The 17419-nt window shown below is 64.2% G+C and carries 12 protein-coding genes; 8 read left to right on the forward strand and 4 right to left on the reverse strand.

Going from position 1 to position 17419, the window contains the following annotated elements; genetic code table 11:
• Position 1 precedes the first annotated feature (1 nt).
• The 4 genes from EAE28_RS15150 to iscR are packed head-to-tail and all read right to left on the reverse strand — an operon-like array spanning position 2 to position 3283.
• Entirely contained in the window at positions 2-214 is a 213-nt protein-coding gene (locus EAE28_RS15150) for a hypothetical protein (protein ID WP_246022364.1), read from the reverse strand.
• Entirely contained in the window at positions 211-1734 is a 1524-nt protein-coding gene (gene sufB, locus EAE28_RS15155) for a Fe-S cluster assembly protein SufB (RefSeq protein WP_127107733.1), read from the reverse strand. The genes EAE28_RS15150 and sufB overlap by 4 nt, the downstream gene beginning before the upstream one ends.
• Positions 1735-1751: 17 nt before the next feature.
• Positions 1752-2822: a cysteine desulfurase family protein gene (locus EAE28_RS15160; RefSeq protein WP_127107735.1), complete on the reverse strand. Its 1071-nt coding sequence runs from the start codon at positions 2820-2822 to the stop codon at positions 1752-1754.
• The gene (gene iscR / locus EAE28_RS15165) at positions 2819-3283 is read right to left on the reverse strand and encodes a Fe-S cluster assembly transcriptional regulator IscR (protein WP_127107737.1); all 465 of its coding nucleotides are present in this window, start codon (positions 3281-3283) and stop codon (positions 2819-2821) included. Before iscR ends, EAE28_RS15160 begins: the two co-directional genes overlap by 4 nt.
• A 198-nt stretch (positions 3284-3481) precedes the next feature.
• Here iscR and EAE28_RS15170 point away from each other — a divergent pair, with 198 nt between their 5' ends.
• The 8 genes from EAE28_RS15170 to EAE28_RS15205 all read left to right on the forward strand — a co-directional run bounded on the left by EAE28_RS15170 (position 3482) and on the right by EAE28_RS15205 (position 17326).
• Positions 3482-4141, forward strand: a complete 660-nt coding sequence (locus EAE28_RS15170; protein WP_127107739.1) for an alpha/beta hydrolase — start codon at positions 3482-3484, stop codon at positions 4139-4141.
• 274 nt (positions 4142-4415) lie between these two features.
• Complete coding sequence (locus EAE28_RS15175) at positions 4416-6791, forward strand: glycogen/starch/alpha-glucan phosphorylase (protein ID WP_127107818.1); 2376 nt, start codon at positions 4416-4418, stop codon at positions 6789-6791.
• A gap of 88 nt (positions 6792-6879) precedes the next feature.
• A complete protein-coding gene (gene glgB, locus EAE28_RS15180) occupies positions 6880-9069 on the forward strand; it encodes a 1,4-alpha-glucan branching protein GlgB (protein ID WP_127107741.1) in 2190 nt (729 codons plus the stop codon).
• On the forward strand, positions 9066-10331 hold the full coding sequence (gene glgC / locus EAE28_RS15185; RefSeq protein ID WP_127107743.1) for a glucose-1-phosphate adenylyltransferase: 1266 nt from the start codon (positions 9066-9068) through the stop codon (positions 10329-10331). The genes glgB and glgC overlap by 4 nt, the downstream gene beginning before the upstream one ends.
• The gene (glgA, locus tag EAE28_RS15190) at positions 10328-11788 is read left to right on the forward strand and encodes a glycogen synthase GlgA (RefSeq protein WP_246022366.1); all 1461 of its coding nucleotides are present in this window, start codon (positions 10328-10330) and stop codon (positions 11786-11788) included. Before glgC ends, glgA begins: the two co-directional genes overlap by 4 nt.
• Positions 11785-13866: a glycogen debranching protein GlgX gene (gene glgX, locus EAE28_RS15195; protein WP_127107745.1), complete on the forward strand. Its 2082-nt coding sequence runs from the start codon at positions 11785-11787 to the stop codon at positions 13864-13866. The genes glgA and glgX overlap by 4 nt, the downstream gene beginning before the upstream one ends.
• On the forward strand, positions 13863-15698 hold the full coding sequence (gene malQ, locus EAE28_RS15200; protein WP_127107747.1) for a 4-alpha-glucanotransferase: 1836 nt from the start codon (positions 13863-13865) through the stop codon (positions 15696-15698). Before glgX ends, malQ begins: the two co-directional genes overlap by 4 nt.
• Positions 15698-17326: an alpha-D-glucose phosphate-specific phosphoglucomutase gene (locus tag EAE28_RS15205; RefSeq protein WP_127107749.1), complete on the forward strand. Its 1629-nt coding sequence runs from the start codon at positions 15698-15700 to the stop codon at positions 17324-17326. The genes malQ and EAE28_RS15205 overlap by 1 nt, the downstream gene beginning before the upstream one ends.
• The last annotated feature ends 93 nt before the right edge of the window (positions 17327-17419 follow it).

Consider the following 17419-nt stretch of genomic DNA (forward strand, 5'->3'; position numbering starts at 1 on the left):
CTCAACGCATCCCGAACCAGGTGATGACCATCATGGTCACCCATGCCGCCGCCCCGACCGCCAGCGCGGTCAGCACGACCGAGCCTGCGAGCAGCCCGTCGGTCTTGCCCGACGAGCGGCGGCGATAGCCGAGGCCGAGCAGGACACCGACAAACACGCCGATGCCGACACCCGCCGACTTGATCAGCAGGAAACGCAACAGATCCAGCGTCACCCCACGCTCCCCTCAAGCGAGATCGCCACCAGCGCTTGCGCTTCCATGGCGAACTCCATCGGCAGGGCTTGCAGCACGTCGCGGCAGAAGCCGTTGACCACCAGGGCGACCGCCTCTTCCTCATCCATCCCGCGCGAGCGGCAGTAGAAGAGTTGATCGTCGTCAACCTTGGACGTCGTCGCCTCGTGCTCGACACGGCTTGAGGCGTTCTTGACCTCGATATACGGTACCGTATGCGCGCCGCATTGATCGCCGATCAGCAGGCTGTCGCACTGCGTGTAGTTGCGCGAATTGGTGGCGCGGGGGTGCATCGAGACCAGCCCGCGATAGGTGTTCTGCGCATGCCCCGCCGAGATGCCCTTGGACACGATCCGCGAGCGCGAATTCTTGCCCAGATGGATCATCTTGGTGCCGGTGTCTGCCTGCTGGTAGTTGTTGGTGATGGCGATGGAATAGAATTCGCCCGAGCTGTCATCACCGCGCAGGATGCACGACGGGTATTTCCACGTGATCGCAGAGCCGGTTTCGACCTGCGTCCACATCACCTTGGCGCGGTCCTCGCGGCAGTCGGCGCGTTTGGTGACGAAGTTATAGATCCCGCCCTTGCCGTCCTCATCGCCGGGATACCAGTTCTGGACGGTCGAATATTTGACCTCGGCATCCTCAAGGATGACGATTTCCACAACGGCGGCGTGCAGCTGCGTGGTGTCGCGCTTGGGGGCGGTGCAGCCCTCAAGGTAACTTACATATGCACCTTTATCGGCAATAATCAGCGTGCGCTCGAACTGGCCGGTGTTCTCGGCGTTGATGCGGAAATAGGTCGACAGCTCCATCGGGCATTTGGTGCCCGGCGGGACGTACACAAACGAGCCATCGGTGAACACCGCGCAGTTGAGCGTGGCGAAGTAGTTGTCCGAGACCGGGACCACCGAGCCGAGGTATTTCTTCACCAGATCGGGGTATTCGCGGATCGCTTCAGAGATCGAGCAGAAGATCACGCCCGCCTTTTTCAGCTCATCCTTGAACGTGGTGCCGACGCTGACCGAGTCAAACACCGCATCAACCGCCACCTTGCGGGGTGCGGCGATGTCTTCGGCGCCCTCGACACCCGCCAGAACCATCTGTTCTTTCAGCGGGATGCCCAGTTTGGCGTAGGTGGCCAGCAGCTTGGGGTCCACCTCGTCCAGCGACTTGGGCTTGCCCTCCATGCTTTTGGGTTTGGCATAGTAATACTGGTCCTGATAGTCGATCGCCGGGATATCCAGCATCGCCCAGTCAGGCTCTTCCATCTGCTCCCAGCGGCGAAACGCCTCAAGACGCCAGTCGGCCATCCATTCGGGTTCGCCGTTCTTGGCCGAAATCAACCGCACGATGTCTTCGTTCAGGCCCTTGGGCGCGAACTCCATCTCGATGTCGGTTTCCCAACCGTGTTTGTACTTGCCGGCCATCAGCTGCACGGTTTCGACCGTCTCGCGGTCGACCCCGTCGCGCACTTCAACCGTATTGTCCAAAGCCGCCATTGCGTCGTCTTCCCGTCTTATTTCGGCAGGTCTGCGCCTGCCTGTTTCATGCGTTCGCCCGCCCGTTTCCAGGCCTTGGCATAGGCTGCGGCAAAGCGCAGCGCGTCGTCTCTGTCGATACCGGGGCCCATCGAGACCCGCAGCGCGTTGCCGGCCGCTGTGGCATCAAAGCCCATCGCCCGCAACACCCCACTGGACGAGACCTTGCCCGACGAGCAGGCCGATCCAGCCGATACCGCGAAGCCTTGCAGGTCCATCGCCATCACCTGCGTTTCGCCCTTCCAGCCTGGCGCAACCAGGCTGATCGTGTTGGGCAAGCGTGGGCGATCCTTGGCTACCAAGATAATCCCTGGACACTCGGCTTCCAGAGCCTGCTCACAGGTATTTCGGATTTCCGCCACCTCATCCCAGACGCCATTCGCCAGATCGCGCATCGCGGCCTCAGCCGCAGCCGCAAACCCGGCGATGCCGATGACATTTTCGGTGCCCGCGCGGCGGCCCATTTCTTGCCCGCCGCCCCTGATCTGCGCGGTAACGTCAAGGCTCCGTTTCAGCGCCAGCGCGCCGATCCCCTTGGGGCCGCCCAGCTTGTGCGCCGACACCAACCCCATGTCGCAGCCCAGCCAGTTGAAAGCGAAGGGCATTTTGCCAAAGGCCTGCGTCAGGTCGCTGACCGCCAGCCCGGCGGGCAGGTCCTGCACGATGCCGGTTTCGGAATTGGCCAGCTGAGCCGTGCTTTGCGCCGGGTCCGTTACGTCGATACGCCCCGTCTCATCGACGCTCAGCACCGGTCGACACCAGCTTTTCACCGCGTCATGCTCGACGGCCGCACAGGCCAAATCACGCCCGGCCAGCGCCAAGGCGGCAGACTCGGTCGCGCTGGAGGTGAAGACGATATCGGCCCCGTCGGCACCCAGCGCCGAGGCAATCTGCCCGCGCGCCTTTTCCACCAGCCCGCGCACCGCGCGACCCTCGGCGTGGATCGAGCTGGCGTTGCCCACCAGATCCATCGCCGCAATCATCGCATCGCGCGCTTCAGCCCGCAGCGGAGCCGAGGCATTCCAGTCGAGGTAAAGCCGAGCACTCATGCGCTGACCCGGAACAGACCCGGCACCGCCGGACAGGGTTTCAACCCGTTGGCAGCGACATCGGCCAGCGTCGTCTGGTGCAAGAACACATAGACCTGCGCCGAGAGGCTCTCCCACAGACGGTTAGTCATTGATTGCGCCTGACTGCCCGACATCCCGCCCGACGCGCCTGCGCCCTTTTCCATCGCCGAGACCGTCTCTTCGACCGCCTCAAGCACTTCGCTGACGCGGATATCCGCCGGTTCACGCGCCAACCGATAGCCGCCACCGGGCCCGCGGACCGATTCGACCAGTCCTGCGCGGCGCAATTTGACGAAAAGCTGCTCAAGATAAGCCTGACTCACGTCCTGACGGCGGGCGATTTCGGCCAACGAGACGTGCCGCACGCCCGTTCCACGCAGCAACAGGGCCAGATCGACCATCGCAACCATCGCGTAACGCCCTTTGGTCGACAGCTTCATGGCGCAAATCCTCATGAAACGCCTTAAAAGGCGTAAAAACATTGACGGATGAGGCGGCCTTGCTTAACTGCTAACCCGCTCACCCCGACTCCCCAAGAGACGGGGGCAGAGATTAGAACCGTTCTAGATAAGGTGACTTCTTTTGTCAACAAAGGACGCCGCAGTCAGAACGCCTGGAAGGCAGTAGAAGGTCCCCGGATGCCCGAAGTAATTTTTGCCGGCCCCGATGGCCGTCTCGAAGGCCGCTATCACCCGCAACCCAATCGCGACGCGCCGATTGCCATTGTGCTCCACCCGCACCCGCAGTTTGGCGGCACGATGAACAACAAGGTTGTGTACAACCTGCACTATGCGTTCCATTCGCTCGGCTTCTCGGTCCTGCGTTTCAACTTTCGCGGCGTGGGCCGCAGTCAGGGCGAGTACGATCAGGGCATCGGCGAGCTGAGCGATGCCGCAGCGGCGCTCGACTACCTGCAGTCGATGAACCAGAACGCGCGCCATTGCTGGGTCGCGGGCTTCAGCTTTGGCGCCTGGATCGGCATGCAACTGCTGATGCGCCGCCCGGACATCACCGGCTTTGTGTCGGTCGCGCCGCCGGCTAACCTGTATGATTTCAGCTTCCTTGCGCCCTGCCCGGCCTCGGGTCTGATCATCAACGGCACCGCCGACCGCATCGCGCCGCCAAAGGATGTGACCGGTCTGGTCAACAAGCTGCACGAGCAGAAGGGCATCACCATCACCCACGAACAGATCGAGGGGTCGGATCACTTCTTCCGCGATGATGAGCTGTACATGAACCCGATGCTCGACACGGTCAAAACCTACGTCAAACGCCGGCTTTCCGAAGTCACGCGCTGATCCAGCGCGTTCGTTTGCAGCCGCAGCGCTTCAATTGTGCATGCTGCGGCTGCAAATGACCCCTATTATGTCCATAAAGCAGACCAACCGTGCCCGCTTTTGGCCCTGTTTAACCGTCATCACCGATACTGATCTGGCCCCGAGCGCGGGGGCACTCTAACGGTGAGCAGGACAGGAACAGGTTATGAAAACCACCCGATCGATGACCTTCGACAAGGGCACCAGCAGCCTGAGCGGTTGGAATCCCAGTGCGATAAGCAAGGACAGTAAACCGATGAGAGCCACCGAACTGCGTGAGTCCATTCTCAAGCATCTGGAATTCTCGCAGGGTAAAGATCTGGCCCATGCCAGCCTCTATGACATGCGCATGGCCCTGACGCTGGCGATCCGTGACCGCGTGATCGAGCCCTGGTTCCGCGCCACCCGCGCCACCTATGCCGCGCAGTCCAAGCGGGTCTATTACCTGTCGATGGAGTTCCTGATCGGGCGTCTGCTGGAAGATGCCGTGATGAACATCGGCCTGACCGAAGCCGCGCATGAAGCGATCTCGGGGCTGGGCCATGATTTCCGCGCCGTCTTGGATGACGAGCCGGACGCAGCGCTTGGCAACGGCGGCCTTGGCCGTCTGGCCGCCTGCTTTCTCGATTCGCTCTCGACGCTGGGCTGCCCCGCCTACGGCTATGGCATCCGCTATGAGCATGGCCTCTTTCGTCAAAGTTTTGGCCCTGATGGCCGTCAGGTCGAAACCGCCGAGGACTGGCTGCGCCAGAGCCACGGGTGGGAATTCGAGCGCCCCGAAGCCGCGTTCAACATCGGCTTTGGCGGCACCGTCGCTGAAAGCGGCCGCAGCGCCGTCTGGACCCCCGACAATGCCGTGGTTGCCAAGGCCTATGACACGCCGGTCATTGGCTGGCAGGGCAAATGGGCCAACACCCTGCGCCTGTGGGGGGCCGAGCCGCTCAGCGCCTTCGATCTGGCCGCGTTCAACAAGGGCGATTTCGTCGGGGCTGCCCAGCCCGAGGCCTTTGCCCGTACCATCAGCCGCGTGCTGTACCCCGATGACACCACCGAACAAGGCAAAGAGCTGCGCCTGAAGCAGGAATTCTTCTTCACCGCCGCCTCGCTGCGCGACATCCTGCGCCGCTTCACGGCCGAGCATGGCGATCTGAGCGCCCTGCCCTCGCGCGTCGCGATCCAGATGAACGACACCCACCCCGCCATCGCCGGGCCGGAACTTGTCCGCCTGCTGCATGACGAGCGCGGCATGGAATTCGAGCAGGCCGTCGACACCGCGCGCGCCTGCCTGTCCTACACCAACCACACCCTGCTGCCCGAGGCGCTGGAGCGCTGGCCGGAAACCCTGATGAGCGCGGTTCTGCCGCGCCACATGCAGCTGATCGAGCGCATCGACGCGCTGCACGCCCAGCAATTCCCGGTCCGCAGCACGCCGATCGTGGAAAAGGGTGAGGTCAAGATGGGCGAGCTTTCGTTCATCATGGCCAACCGCGTCAATGGTGTCTCGGCGCTGCACACCGAGCTGGTGAAATCGACCGTCTTTGCCGATCTGCATGCCCTGCACCCCGAGAGGATCATCAACGAAACCAACGGCGTGACCCCGCGCCGCTGGCTCAAGGGCGCGAACCACGGGCTGTCCACGCTGATCACCGACACCATCGGCGAAGGCTGGGAAGACAATCTGGAACGTCTGGTCGAGCTGGAACCGGCGATTGAAGACCGGGGCTTCCGCGACCGCTTTGCCGCCGTCAAGAAAACCAACAAGGTGCATCTGTCCAACTGGATCGGTGATCAGATGGGCATCGCCGTTAACCCCGACGCGATGTTCGACGTGCAGGTCAAGCGCTTCCATGAATACAAGCGCCAGCACCTGAACATTCTGGAAACCATCGCGCTCTGGCAGGAAATCCGCGCCAATCCGGGCGCAGGCTGGGCACCGCGCGTCAAGATCTTCGGCGGCAAGGCAGCGCCGGGCTATGTTATGGCCAAGGAGATCATCCACCTGATCAACAACGTAGCCCGTGTGATCAACGCCGATGCTGCGACCCGTGATCTGCTGACCGTGGTCTATCCGCCCAACTACAACGTGACCATGGCCGAGCGTCTGATCCCGGCGGCGGATCTCAGCGAACAGATCTCGACGGCGGGCAAGGAAGCCTCGGGCACCGGCAACATGAAGTTCAGCCTGAACGGCGCGCTGACCATCGGCACGCTGGACGGTGCCAACGTGGAGATCCGCGATCTGGTCGGGCCTGAGAACTTCTTCCTGTTCGGCATGACCGCCGACGAGGTTGTCGAGCGTCGCCGCCACCCCGATCACGCGTCCAGCGCAATTGCCGCCAGCCCGCGGCTCAGTGCAGCGATTGATCTGATCGAGGCCGGCACCTTCTCGAACGGGGATCGCAGCACGTATCGCGGTCTGACCCAGAACCTGCGGGCGCATGACTACTTCACCGTCTGCGCCGATTTCGACAGCTACTGGGACGCGCAACGCGCCGTCGACACCGCCTGGGGCGACGCCGATCACTGGATGCGGATGGCCGCACTGAACACCGCGCGTTCGGGCTGGTTCAGCTCGGACCGGACCATCAAAGGCTATATGAAGGACGTCTGGAACATTCAGCCGATGATCTGACGCGCAGCGGCGGTATTGTGGCCCCATCGCAGACGATAGCGGGAAACGAGTCATTGCCTTTCACCCGGACCTGCGCGACTAATTGCGTATGGTTCGGGCAAAAACACCTGCGAAAAGCGTGATAACACAAGATGATGTGGCCGAGATCAAGTCTGGCCGCGTCCTTGATCCCTTTGCGGTTTTCGGACCGCGTCACCGGGGACAAGCCGGGTTTCTGGTTGCCTTCGATCCGGCAGCCGAAACAATGGAAGTGCTCACACCCAAGGGCAGTCTGCCGATGCAGGCGCTGGGTGACGGACTGTTCACCGGCCAGCTGGGCACCGAAACCATCTATCGCCTTAGGGCCACGAAGGGACCGCAACAGTGGGACTTCGATGACCCCTACCGCTTTGGCCCTGTGCTGGGTCCGCTCGATCTGCACCTGATCAGCGAAGGCACGCACCGGCGTCTTTGGCAGGCTCTGGGGGCGCATGCGATCACGCATGAAGGCTGCCAGGGCGTGCATTTCGCCGTCTGGGCTCCGAATGCGCGACAGGTTTCCGTCGTCGGTGACTTCAACGGCTGGGACCGCCGGCGCGCGGTGATGCGGCGGCGCGGTGCAGGGGTCTGGGAGATTTTCCTCCCCGGTCTGAAACCCGGCGAGACCTATAAATACGACATCGCCCCCATGCAGGGCGGCAGCGCGCTCAAGGCCGATCCGCTGGCCCGCGCGACCGAACTGCCCCCCGACACCGCCTCACGCATTGCCACGTCGCAGCCCTATGACTGGGCCGATGACGCCTGGATGGAAAGCCGCCACCTGCGCAACAACCGCGAGGCGCCGATCACCATCTATGAGGCCCATCTGGGCAGCTGGCGGCACCGCGACGGGCGCTCGCTGACGTATCGCGAGGCCGGGATCGAGCTGGTCGAGTACGCGCATGACATGGGCTTCACCCATATCGAGCTGATGCCGCTGGCCGAATACCCGTTCGGCGGCTCGTGGGGCTATCAGCCCACGGCGATGTACGCGCCCACCAGCCGTTTTGGCACGCCCGATGATTTCCGCGCCCTGATCGACGCCGCGCACGCCAAAGGCATGGGCGTGCTGATGGACTGGGTTCCGGCGCATTTCCCGACCGACGCGCACGCGCTCGCACAGTTCGACGGCACGCCGCTTTACGAGCATGGCGACCCGCGCGAAGGCTACCATCCCGATTGGAACACGCTGATCTACAACGTGGGCCGCACCGAGGTGAAGAATTTCCTCACCGCCAACGCGATCTTCTGGCTGCGCGAGTTCCATCTGGACGGGCTGCGCGTGGATGCCGTGGCCTCGATGCTGTACCGCGACTATTCGCGCAAACACGGTGAATGGGTGCCCAACCATCTGGGCGGACGCGAGAATTTCGAATCCATCGCCTTCCTGCGCGAGATGAACACGCTGGCCTACAGCGAAGGCCCCGACGGGCTGATGACCGTGGCCGAAGAAAGCACGGCCTGGCCCGGGGTGACGACGCCGGTGCATAACGGCGGGCTTGGCTTTGGCTTCAAGTGGAACATGGGGTGGATGAACGACACCCTGCGCTACATTGAACACGACCCGATCCACCGCCGCCACCACCACGACCTGATGACCTTTGGTCTGGTCTATGGGTTCAGCGAAAACTTTGTGCTGCCGATCAGCCATGACGAAGTGGTGCACGGCAAGGGCAGCATGCTGCAAAAGATGCCGGGCGATCATGCCACCAAACTGTCAAACCTGCGGGCCTATTATGGATTCATGTGGGGGCATCCGGGCAAAAAGCTGTTGTTCATGGGCTGCGAGTTCGCGCAGGACCATGAGTGGAACCATGACTTTGGCCTCGACTGGGGCGCGCTGAACCATCCGGGCCATGCGGGCATTCAGCGGCTGGTGCGCGATCTCAACACGCTCTACCGGGCCGAGCCCGCGCTGCACGCACGCGACGCGGATTCCAACGGTTTCGCCTGGGTTGACCGCGAGGCACGGGCGGAATCGGTGTTCAGCTGGCTGCGCTATGGCCATGCCGAGCATCGCCCGGTCGCCGTGCTGACCAACTTTACCCCGGTCGAGCGTCAATGGCGCATCGGCCTGCCCCGCCCCGGCCGCTGGCGCGAGGCGCTGAACACCGACGCGGGTCTCTATGGCGGCGGCAACCGGGGCAATTTCGGCTCGGTGCACGCCGATGGCCCGCCCCACGCGGCGCAGCCGCATAGCGCGGTGGTGACCTTGCCGCCGCTTTCCACCCTGTTTCTGATACCGGAGGACGACCGATGACCCCCTCGACCACGCGCCTCTCCAAGCGAAGCATGGCCTTCATTCTGGCCGGCGGACGCGGCAGCCGGTTGCACGAACTGACCGACCAGCGCGCCAAACCGGCGGTCTATTTCGGCGGCAAGACCCGGATCATCGACTTTGCGCTGTCCAATGCCTTCAACTCGGGCATCAGCAAGATGGCCATCGCGACGCAGTACAAGGCCCATTCGCTGATCCGCCACTGCCAGCGCGGCTGGAACTTCTTCCGCTCGGAACGCAACGAATACCTCGACATCCTGCCCGCCTCGCAGCGCGTGGACGAGCATCACTGGTACGAGGGCACCGCCGATGCCGTCTTTCAGAACACCGACATCGTCGACAGCTATGACATTGATTACGTGATCATTCTGGCCGGTGACCATATTTATAAGATGGACTACGAGGTCATGCTGTCCGAGCATGCCGAAAGCGGTGCCGATGTAACCGTCGGCTGTCTGACCGTCCCGCGCGGCGACGCCAGCGCCTTTGGCGTCATGGCCATCGACCACGCCGGTCGCATCACCGATTTCATCGAGAAACCCGCCGACCCGCCCGGCCTGCCCGATGATCCCGACAGCGCGCTGGTGTCGATGGGGATCTATGTGTTCCGCTGGAAATTCCTGCGCCAGCTGTTGATGGACGACGCCGCCGATCCCAACTCGTCGCGCGATTTCGGCAGCGACATCATCCCGACCGTGGTGCGCAACGGCAAGGCGATGGCCCATCGGTTCGAAAGCAGCTGCGTGCGCCACCGTGACGATGCCCCGTCCTATTGGCGCGATGTCGGCACGCTGGATGCGTTCTGGAAGGCCAATATCGACTTGACGGGCTTTGACCCCGATCTGGATCTGTGGGACCGCAACTGGCCGATCTGGACCTATTCCGAAAGCGTCCCGCCCGCCAAGTTCATCCACAACGAGGAAAGCCGCCGGGGTGTTGCGCTGTCTTCGCTGGTGTCGGGCGGCTGCATCATCTCGGGTACCGAGGTACGCAACTCGCTGCTGTTCACTGGCGTACATTCCAACAGCTGGTCCTCGCTGACCCATGCGGTCGTGTTGCCCTACGCCACGATCAACCGCCACGCGCGGCTGACCAAGGTGGTGATTGATCGCGGGGTGGTGATCCCCGACGGGCTGGTGGTGGGCGAAGATCCCGAAGAAGACGCCAAGTGGTTCCGCGTCAGCCCGGGCGGTGTGACGTTGATCACCCAGTCCATGCTGGACCGACGAGAGAGCCAGCGATGAGCAACACTGCCGCTTTGCGCACGGTTCTGGCGGTCGCCTCGGAATGCGCGCCGCTGATCAAGACCGGCGGTCTGGCCGATGTGGTTGGCGCCCTGCCCGGTGCGCTGGCCTCGCAGGGCTGGGCGATCCGCACGCTGCTGCCGGGCTATCGGCGGGTGATGGCAGCGCTGAGCAAGCCGCGCGTGGTGCGCGACCTGCCGTCGCTTCTGGGCAGCAAAGCGCGGGTGCTTGCGGCAACGGTTCACGGGCTCGAGATGCTGGTGCTCGATGCGCCGGATCTGTTTGACCGCGACGGCACCCCCTATCTGGACGCCAACGGCAATGACTGGCCCGACAACGACCTGCGCTTTGCCGCCCTGTCCCAAGCTGCGGCGCTGATTGCAAAGGACGGGATCGGCGGCTGGACGCCCGAGATCGTGCATCTGCACGATTGGCAGGCCGGGCTCACGCCCGTTTACATGAGCGAACTGGGTGCGACCCAACCGACACTTCTGACCATCCACAACATCGCCTTTCACGGCCTGACCGGGTACAACCGGATGCGCGCTCTGGCGCTGCCGCCGTCGGGTTTTCATCCCGACGGGTTCGAGTATTACGGCCATATCTCGGCGCTGAAAGCCGGATTGACCGGGGCTTGGGCAATCACCACCGTCAGCCCGACCTATGCACAGGAACTGACGACCGAGGAATTCGGTCTGGGGCTTGAAGGGGTGATCCGCGCGCGGGCCGCGCAGATGACCGGCATCCTCAACGGGATCGACACCGATCAATGGACGCCGACCACCGACCCTGCGATCGTGCCGTTTTCGACGCCGCGCGGGAAAGTTGCCAACACCGTCGCGCTGCGGGCCGAGTTCGGGCTTGCCCCCAGCGACGGGCCGCTGGCGGCGGTGGTGTCGCGGCTGTCGGACCAGAAGGGGCTGGATCTGCTGCTGGGCGCACTGCCCTCCTTGCTTGACGGCGGAGGCCAGCTGGTTCTGCTCGGCTCGGGCGACCGGCGGATGGAAAACGACTGGCTCAACGCCGCGGCCGCGCACCCCGGGCAGGTGGCGGTCCGCATCGGCTATGACGAAACCCTCTCGCACCGGATTTATGCCGGGGCGGATGCCATTCTGGTGCCCTCGCGGTTCGAGCCCTGCGGGCTGACGCAGATGTACGGGCTGCGCTATGGCGCGGTGCCGGTGGTCGCGCGAACGGGCGGGCTGGCCGACACGGTGATCAACGCCAATGCCGCCGCCCTTGCCGTGGGCTGCGCCACCGGCATCGTGCATGCGCCCAAATCCATCCCGGCGCTGGCCCATGCCCTGACGCATCTGTGCCGCTTGTGGCAAGACAGGCCCACCTTCCAACGCCTTCAGCGTAACGCCATGAAACACCCCGTCGGCTGGGAGGCCAGCGCGCCGCTCTATGCAGCGCTCTATGGCCGACTGGCAGCGGCGCTCCCGGAGTCCTCATGAATCTGACCATCGAACGCGGCCGTCATGACCGCATCGGCGCGACCTTCGACGGTGACGGGGTCAATTTCGCGCTGTTTTCCGAGCATGCAACGGCGGTCGAGCTGTGCCTGTTCTCGCCGGACGGCGTGCGCGAGACGCATCGGATGTTCCTGCCCGAGCGCACCGGCTATGTCTGGCATGGCCGGGTGTCGGGCCTGTGTCCGGGTCAGCTCTATGGATATCGTGTCCATGGACCCTATGCGCCCGAAGAGGGTCATCGCTTCAACCCCAACAAGCTGGTGCTTGACCCTTACGCCAAGCGCCTGACCGGCCATCCGCGCTGGTCGGATGCGCTGTTTGGCTACAACCCCGGCGCCAAGACGCTGGATCTGACCTATTCAACCCGCGATTCCGCGCGGTTCATGCCCAAATGCGTGGTCGAGGATCCCAGCTTCTTCTGGGGCAACGACCGACCGCCTGCCACCTCATCCAGTGAGACGGTGGTCTATGAGGCCCATGTAAAGGGGCTGACGCAGCTGTCGGGCGTGAACAATCCGGGGACGTTTCTGGGCGTTGCCTCGGACCGGATCATCGACCATCTGGTCGATCTTGGCGTCACCGCACTGGAACTTTTGCCGGTGCAGAGCTTTCTCAACGACCGCTGGCTGATCGAGAAGAAGCTGACGAATTACTGGGGGTATCAGACACTCGGCTTCTTCGCCCCCGATCCGCGCTATCTGCAGACCGGCCAGATCAACGAATTTCAGCATATGGTCGCGCGCCTGCATGCCGCCGGGATCGAGGTCATTCTGGATGTGGTCTACAACCACACCTGCGAAGGCTCGGAACTGGGCCCGACGCTCAGCTTTCGCGGCATCGACAACCGCAGCTATTACCGGCTGGCCCCCGACCCGCGCCACTACATCAACGACACCGGCTGCGGCAATACGGTGAACATGGAGCACCCGATGGTGCTGCGCATGGTCATGGATTCGCTGCGCTATTGGGTCGAGGTGATGCATGTCGACGGCTTCCGCTTCGACCTTGCCTCGACGCTGGCGCGCGATGATGCCGGGTTCCAGTCCAACTCGGCCTTCTTCGCCGCGATCCGGCAAGATCCGGTCCTCAACCGCGTCAAACTGATCGCCGAGCCCTGGGACATCGGCCCCGGCGGCTATCAGCTGGGCGCGTTCCCGCACCCGTTCCACGAATGGAACGACAAGTTCCGCGACGGCGTGCGGCGCTTCTGGCGGCGTGACCCGCGCCCGGCCCCTGAGCTGGCAGCGCGCATCACCGGATCGGCCATGCAGTTCGACCATTCGGGCCGGGGCGCGACCAGTTCGGTCAACTTCATCGCCGCCCATGACGGGTTCAACCTGACGGACATGGTCAGCTATAACGACAAGAACAACATCGCGAACGGCGAGGATAACCGCGATGGCCATTCCGAGAATTTCTCGGACAACATGGGCCATCAGGGGCCGACCGACGACCCGCAAGTGATGCAGGCCCGCGCCCTGCGGCGGCGCAATCTGATGGCGACGCTGCTGCTCAGCCAGGGCATGCCGATGATCCTGGCGGGCGACGAGATCGGCCATTCGCAACAGGGCAACAACAACGCCTATTGTCAGGACGGCCCGATTTCGTGGCTGAACTGGGACGACATCGACGCCGATATGCTGGCGTTTACCAAGCGCCTGATCCAGTTCCGCAAGAACCACCCGATCCTGCGCCAGCGGCTGTTTCTGCACTCAAAGGCGCGCACCACCGATGGCAAGGCCGATGTGTTGTGGTGGCACCCCGAAGGACGGCGCATGACGCCCGAGGACTGGGAAGATCCGGCGCTCAGCTTCGTCTGCGTCGAGCTGCGCACGGCGTCGGGCACGCCCAGTTACTCGGACGTCGAGGACGCGCTGTTTCTGGTGTTCAACGCCGGGGGCGAGATTGACGTGATGCTGACCCCCGCGCCCGAGGGCAAGGTCTGGTCGCGCCGCATCAACACCTACGCGCCGCTGATCCCGCCGCAGCGCATCCCCTATGGCAAGCTGAACGTGCCCGCGCATTCGGTCTCGGCTTTGGTTCTGGAAAACAACGGATGAGCGATTTGGATGCGCTCTGCCAGGCGGCAGGGCTGACGTGGGTGTACCGCGACGGCGCCGGGCGTATGCAGGAAGCCCCTGAGGAAAGCCGCCGCGCCGTTCTGGCCGCGCTTGGCCATAGCAACACGGACGCCGCCTTGCCGGTCGCGCTGCAACGCGCGACCTCGCTGGCGATCCCGGCGGGCGTCGGGCACGACTGGGGCCCCGGCCCCTGGGTTCTGCATACCGAGGCAGGCGAGGAAATCCGCGGCGAAGGCCCCTTGCCCGCGCTGCCGATGGGCTATCACCGCGTGCAGCACAATGGCTGGACGGTGCACCTGCTGGCCGAACCGCCGCGCCTGCCGCTGCCACCAAGGCGCTGGGGCGTGACGCTGCCGCTCTTCGCGCTGTGGGAAGATGCGCCATCGGGCATGGGGGCCTATCCTTTGCTCGGCGCGCTGGCCGAGGGGCTGGCCGCGCAGGGGGCGGGGTTTGTGGGGATCAACCCGATCCACGCGGGCTTTCCCACCGATGCCAGCAACTTCAGCCCCTACGCGCCCTCGCACCGCCGGCGGCTGAACACGCTGCATATCGACACCGGCACGGCGCTGCCCGAAAGTGGTGCGCTGATCGATTACGCCGCCGCGATCCCGGCACAATGCGCCGCCCTTGAGGCCGCCTATGCCCGCTTCGACGGAGATACGGCGTTTGATGACTGGCGCGCGGCGGGCGGCGTCCGACTGGAAGAGTTCGTCACCCATCAGGCGCTGAGCGACGTGTATGGCCCGTATTGGGGCGAATGGCCCCTGCCCCTGCAAGACCCGAAAAGCCAAGAAACTCAAAACTTTGCGCGGGACAATTCACAGCGCCTGCAGTTTCACGCCTGGGCGCAATGGCAGGCCGAGACGCAATTGTCTGACAGCCAGCGCCGCGCTCGTGCGGCTGGAATGCCCTTTGGCCTGTATCTGGATATCGCCGTCGGCACCCATCCCCACGGGGCCGAGACATGGGCCGAGCGCGGTCTCTTCGCGCAGGGTGTCTCGCTGGGCGCACCGCCCGATCTGCTGGGGCCGTCCGGTCAGCGCTGGGGCCTTGCACCCATGCGCCCCGATGTGCTGCGCGCCACAGGGTATGAGGCCTTCGCGCAAACGCTGCGCGCGCAGTTGCGGTTCTGCGGCTTGCTCAGAATTGACCATATTCTCGGGCTCGAACGCAGCTTCTGGCTGCCGGACGGTCTGCCCGGCCTCTACGTCGCCATGCCCCGCAACGAGCTGTTGGCCGTGGTCCGTATTGAGGCAACGCGCGCCGGGGCCAGCGTGATCGGCGAGGATCTGGGCACCATCCCCGAGGGTCTGCGCGGCGCGCTTGAGGCGTCGGGCGTGCTTGGCTGCCGCGTCGCGGTGTTCGAGCGTGACTGGGAAGGCACCCGAGCGTTTCTGCATGGGGATGCCTATTCGCCCACCGCGCTGGCGTCCTGGGGCACGCATGACACGCCGACCTGGGAGGGGTGGCGGCAGGGCCGTGACATCGACTGGCGCGCGCAACTGGGCGAGGTGCCCGACGAGGCCGAAGCCCGCGCCATCCGCGCCGAAGAGGTCGCCGCCTTTGACGCGCTGACCGGCGGCAGCGACATGGCCTCGATGCACCGGCATCTGGCGCAATCGGCCAGTGTTCTGGTGGCGGTTCAGGGTGAAGACCTTGCCGCCTCGGTTGAACAGGCTAACCTGCCGGGTACGGTATTCGAACATCCCAACTGGTGCCGCCGCCTGCCTTTGCCGTTGTCGGGCCTCATTTCCGCCCCATCGCTTGCGCACACCGGCGCCCTCATGGCTGAGTCCGGAAGGATAGACTGATGACCACCCAAACCCGCATCGCCACGCAACCGATCCCCGGCCAGAAGCCCGGCACCTCGGGCCTGCGCAAGAAGACCCGCGTCTTCATGCAGCCCGGCTATCTGGAGAATTTCGTCCAGTCGATCTGGGACGGGATCGGCGGGATTGTGGGCAAGACGCTGGTCGTCGGCGGCGACGGGCGGTTCTTCAACGAGGCCGCGATCCAGACGATCCTGAAGATGGCGGCGGCGTCCGGCGCGGCGCGGGTGATCGTCGGGCAGAACGGGTTTCTGTCGACGCCGGCTGCGTCCAACCTGATCCGGGTGCGCGGCGCGGACGGCGGAGTGATCCTGTCGGCCAGCCACAATCCGGGCGGGCCGGATGAGGATTTTGGTATTAAATACAATATGTCCAACGGCGGTCCTGCACCAGAAGGCGTGACCGATGCGATCTTTGCCGCGACCGAGACGATCGCGCATTACGACATCCAGGAAGGCCCGGATGCGGACCTGTCGGTGATCGGCGAACGGCCGTTTGGGGCGATGACGGTTGAGGTGGTGGACCCGGTGGCAGAGTATGCCACGCTGATGGAGAAACTCTTCGATTTCAACGCGATCCGTGCACTTCTTACGTCGGGCTATCAACTGCGTTTCGACGCGATGCATGCGATCACCGGGCCTTACGCGGTGGAAATCCTTGAGCGGCGGCTGGGCGCTGCGCCCGGTTCGGTGGTCAACGCCGTGCCCTCACCGGATTTCGGCGGCGGGCATCCCGATCCGAACCCGGTCTGGGCCAAGGATCTGATGGATGCGATGTATGCCCCCGGAGGGCCGGATTTCGGCGCGGCTTCGGACGGCGACGGGGATCGCAACATGATCGTGGGCAAGGGCTGCTATGTGACGCCTTCGGACAGTCTGGCGGTTCTGGCGGCGAATGCGCAGCTGGCGCCGGGCTATGCGTCGGGGCTCAAGGGCGTGGCGCGCTCGATGCCGACCTCCTGCGCAGTGGACCGGGTGGCCGAGGCGCGCGGGATGCCCTGCTATGCGACGCCGACGGGGTGGAAGTTCTTTGGCAACCTGCTCGACGCCGGGATGGCAACGCTGTGCGGCGAGGAATCGGCGGGGACCGGGTCCGACCATGTGCGCGAGAAAGACGGGCTGTGGGCGGTGCTGTTGTGGCTCAACATTCTGGCGGTGAAGAAGCAGTCGGTGGCGGCGGTGATGGCCGATCACTGGGCCGAGTTCGGCCGGACCTATTATTCCCGCCATGATTATGAGGCGATCGAGACCGGCGTGGCGAACGATCTGATGGCGGCGCTTCGGGGATCGTTGGGCAGTCTGGCCGGGAAACCGGCGGGCGATCTGGTGGTCGAGAGCGCCGAGGATTTCAGCTATACCGATCCAGTGGATGGCTCGGTCGCCTCGAAACAGGGCGTGCAGATCCGGTTTGAGGGCGGCGCGCGCGTGGTGCTGCGCCTGAGCGGAACCGGGACCGAGGGGGCGACGCTGCGGGTGTATCTGGAGCGGTTCGATCCCTCAGATTTCGGGCAAGACCCGCAGGTCGCGCTGACCCCGGTGATCAAGGCGGTCGAGGCGCTGGCGGGGATCGCGGCGCGGACCGGGCGGTCGGGGCCGGATGTGATCACCTGAGGCTGTCCCACGATGGGACAGTGAGGCGGGTCCAGTGATTTCAAGGGCTTGGCGAGCGGCGTTAAGAGTATTTTAGCGTTTACCCGCAGGTTC

Source organism: Pararhodobacter zhoushanensis, assembly GCF_003990445.1.
GTDB classification, from domain to species: domain Bacteria; phylum Pseudomonadota; class Alphaproteobacteria; order Rhodobacterales; family Rhodobacteraceae; genus Pararhodobacter; species Pararhodobacter zhoushanensis.

Bases quoted from the DNA above. Each gene is read 5' to 3' on its own strand.
- sufB (WP_127107733.1), bottom strand. From the start codon at position 1,734: ATGGCGGCTTTGGACAATACGGTTGAAGTGCGCGACGGGGTCGACCGC.
- EAE28_RS15160 (WP_127107735.1), bottom strand. From the start codon at position 2,822: ATGAGTGCTCGGCTTTACCTCGACTGGAATGCCTCGGCTCCGCTGCGG.
- iscR (WP_127107737.1), bottom strand. From the start codon at position 3,283: ATGAAGCTGTCGACCAAAGGGCGTTACGCGATGGTTGCGATGGTCGAT.
- EAE28_RS15170 (WP_127107739.1), top strand. From the start codon at position 3,482: ATGCCCGAAGTAATTTTTGCCGGCCCCGATGGCCGTCTCGAAGGCCGC.
- EAE28_RS15175 (WP_127107818.1), top strand. From the start codon at position 4,416: ATGAGAGCCACCGAACTGCGTGAGTCCATTCTCAAGCATCTGGAATTC.
- glgB (WP_127107741.1), top strand. From the start codon at position 6,880: ATGGTTCGGGCAAAAACACCTGCGAAAAGCGTGATAACACAAGATGAT.
- glgC (WP_127107743.1), top strand. From the start codon at position 9,066: ATGACCCCCTCGACCACGCGCCTCTCCAAGCGAAGCATGGCCTTCATT.
- glgA (WP_246022366.1), top strand. From the start codon at position 10,328: ATGAGCAACACTGCCGCTTTGCGCACGGTTCTGGCGGTCGCCTCGGAA.
- glgX (WP_127107745.1), top strand. From the start codon at position 11,785: ATGAATCTGACCATCGAACGCGGCCGTCATGACCGCATCGGCGCGACC.
- malQ (WP_127107747.1), top strand. From the start codon at position 13,863: ATGAGCGATTTGGATGCGCTCTGCCAGGCGGCAGGGCTGACGTGGGTG.
- EAE28_RS15205 (WP_127107749.1), top strand. From the start codon at position 15,698: ATGACCACCCAAACCCGCATCGCCACGCAACCGATCCCCGGCCAGAAG.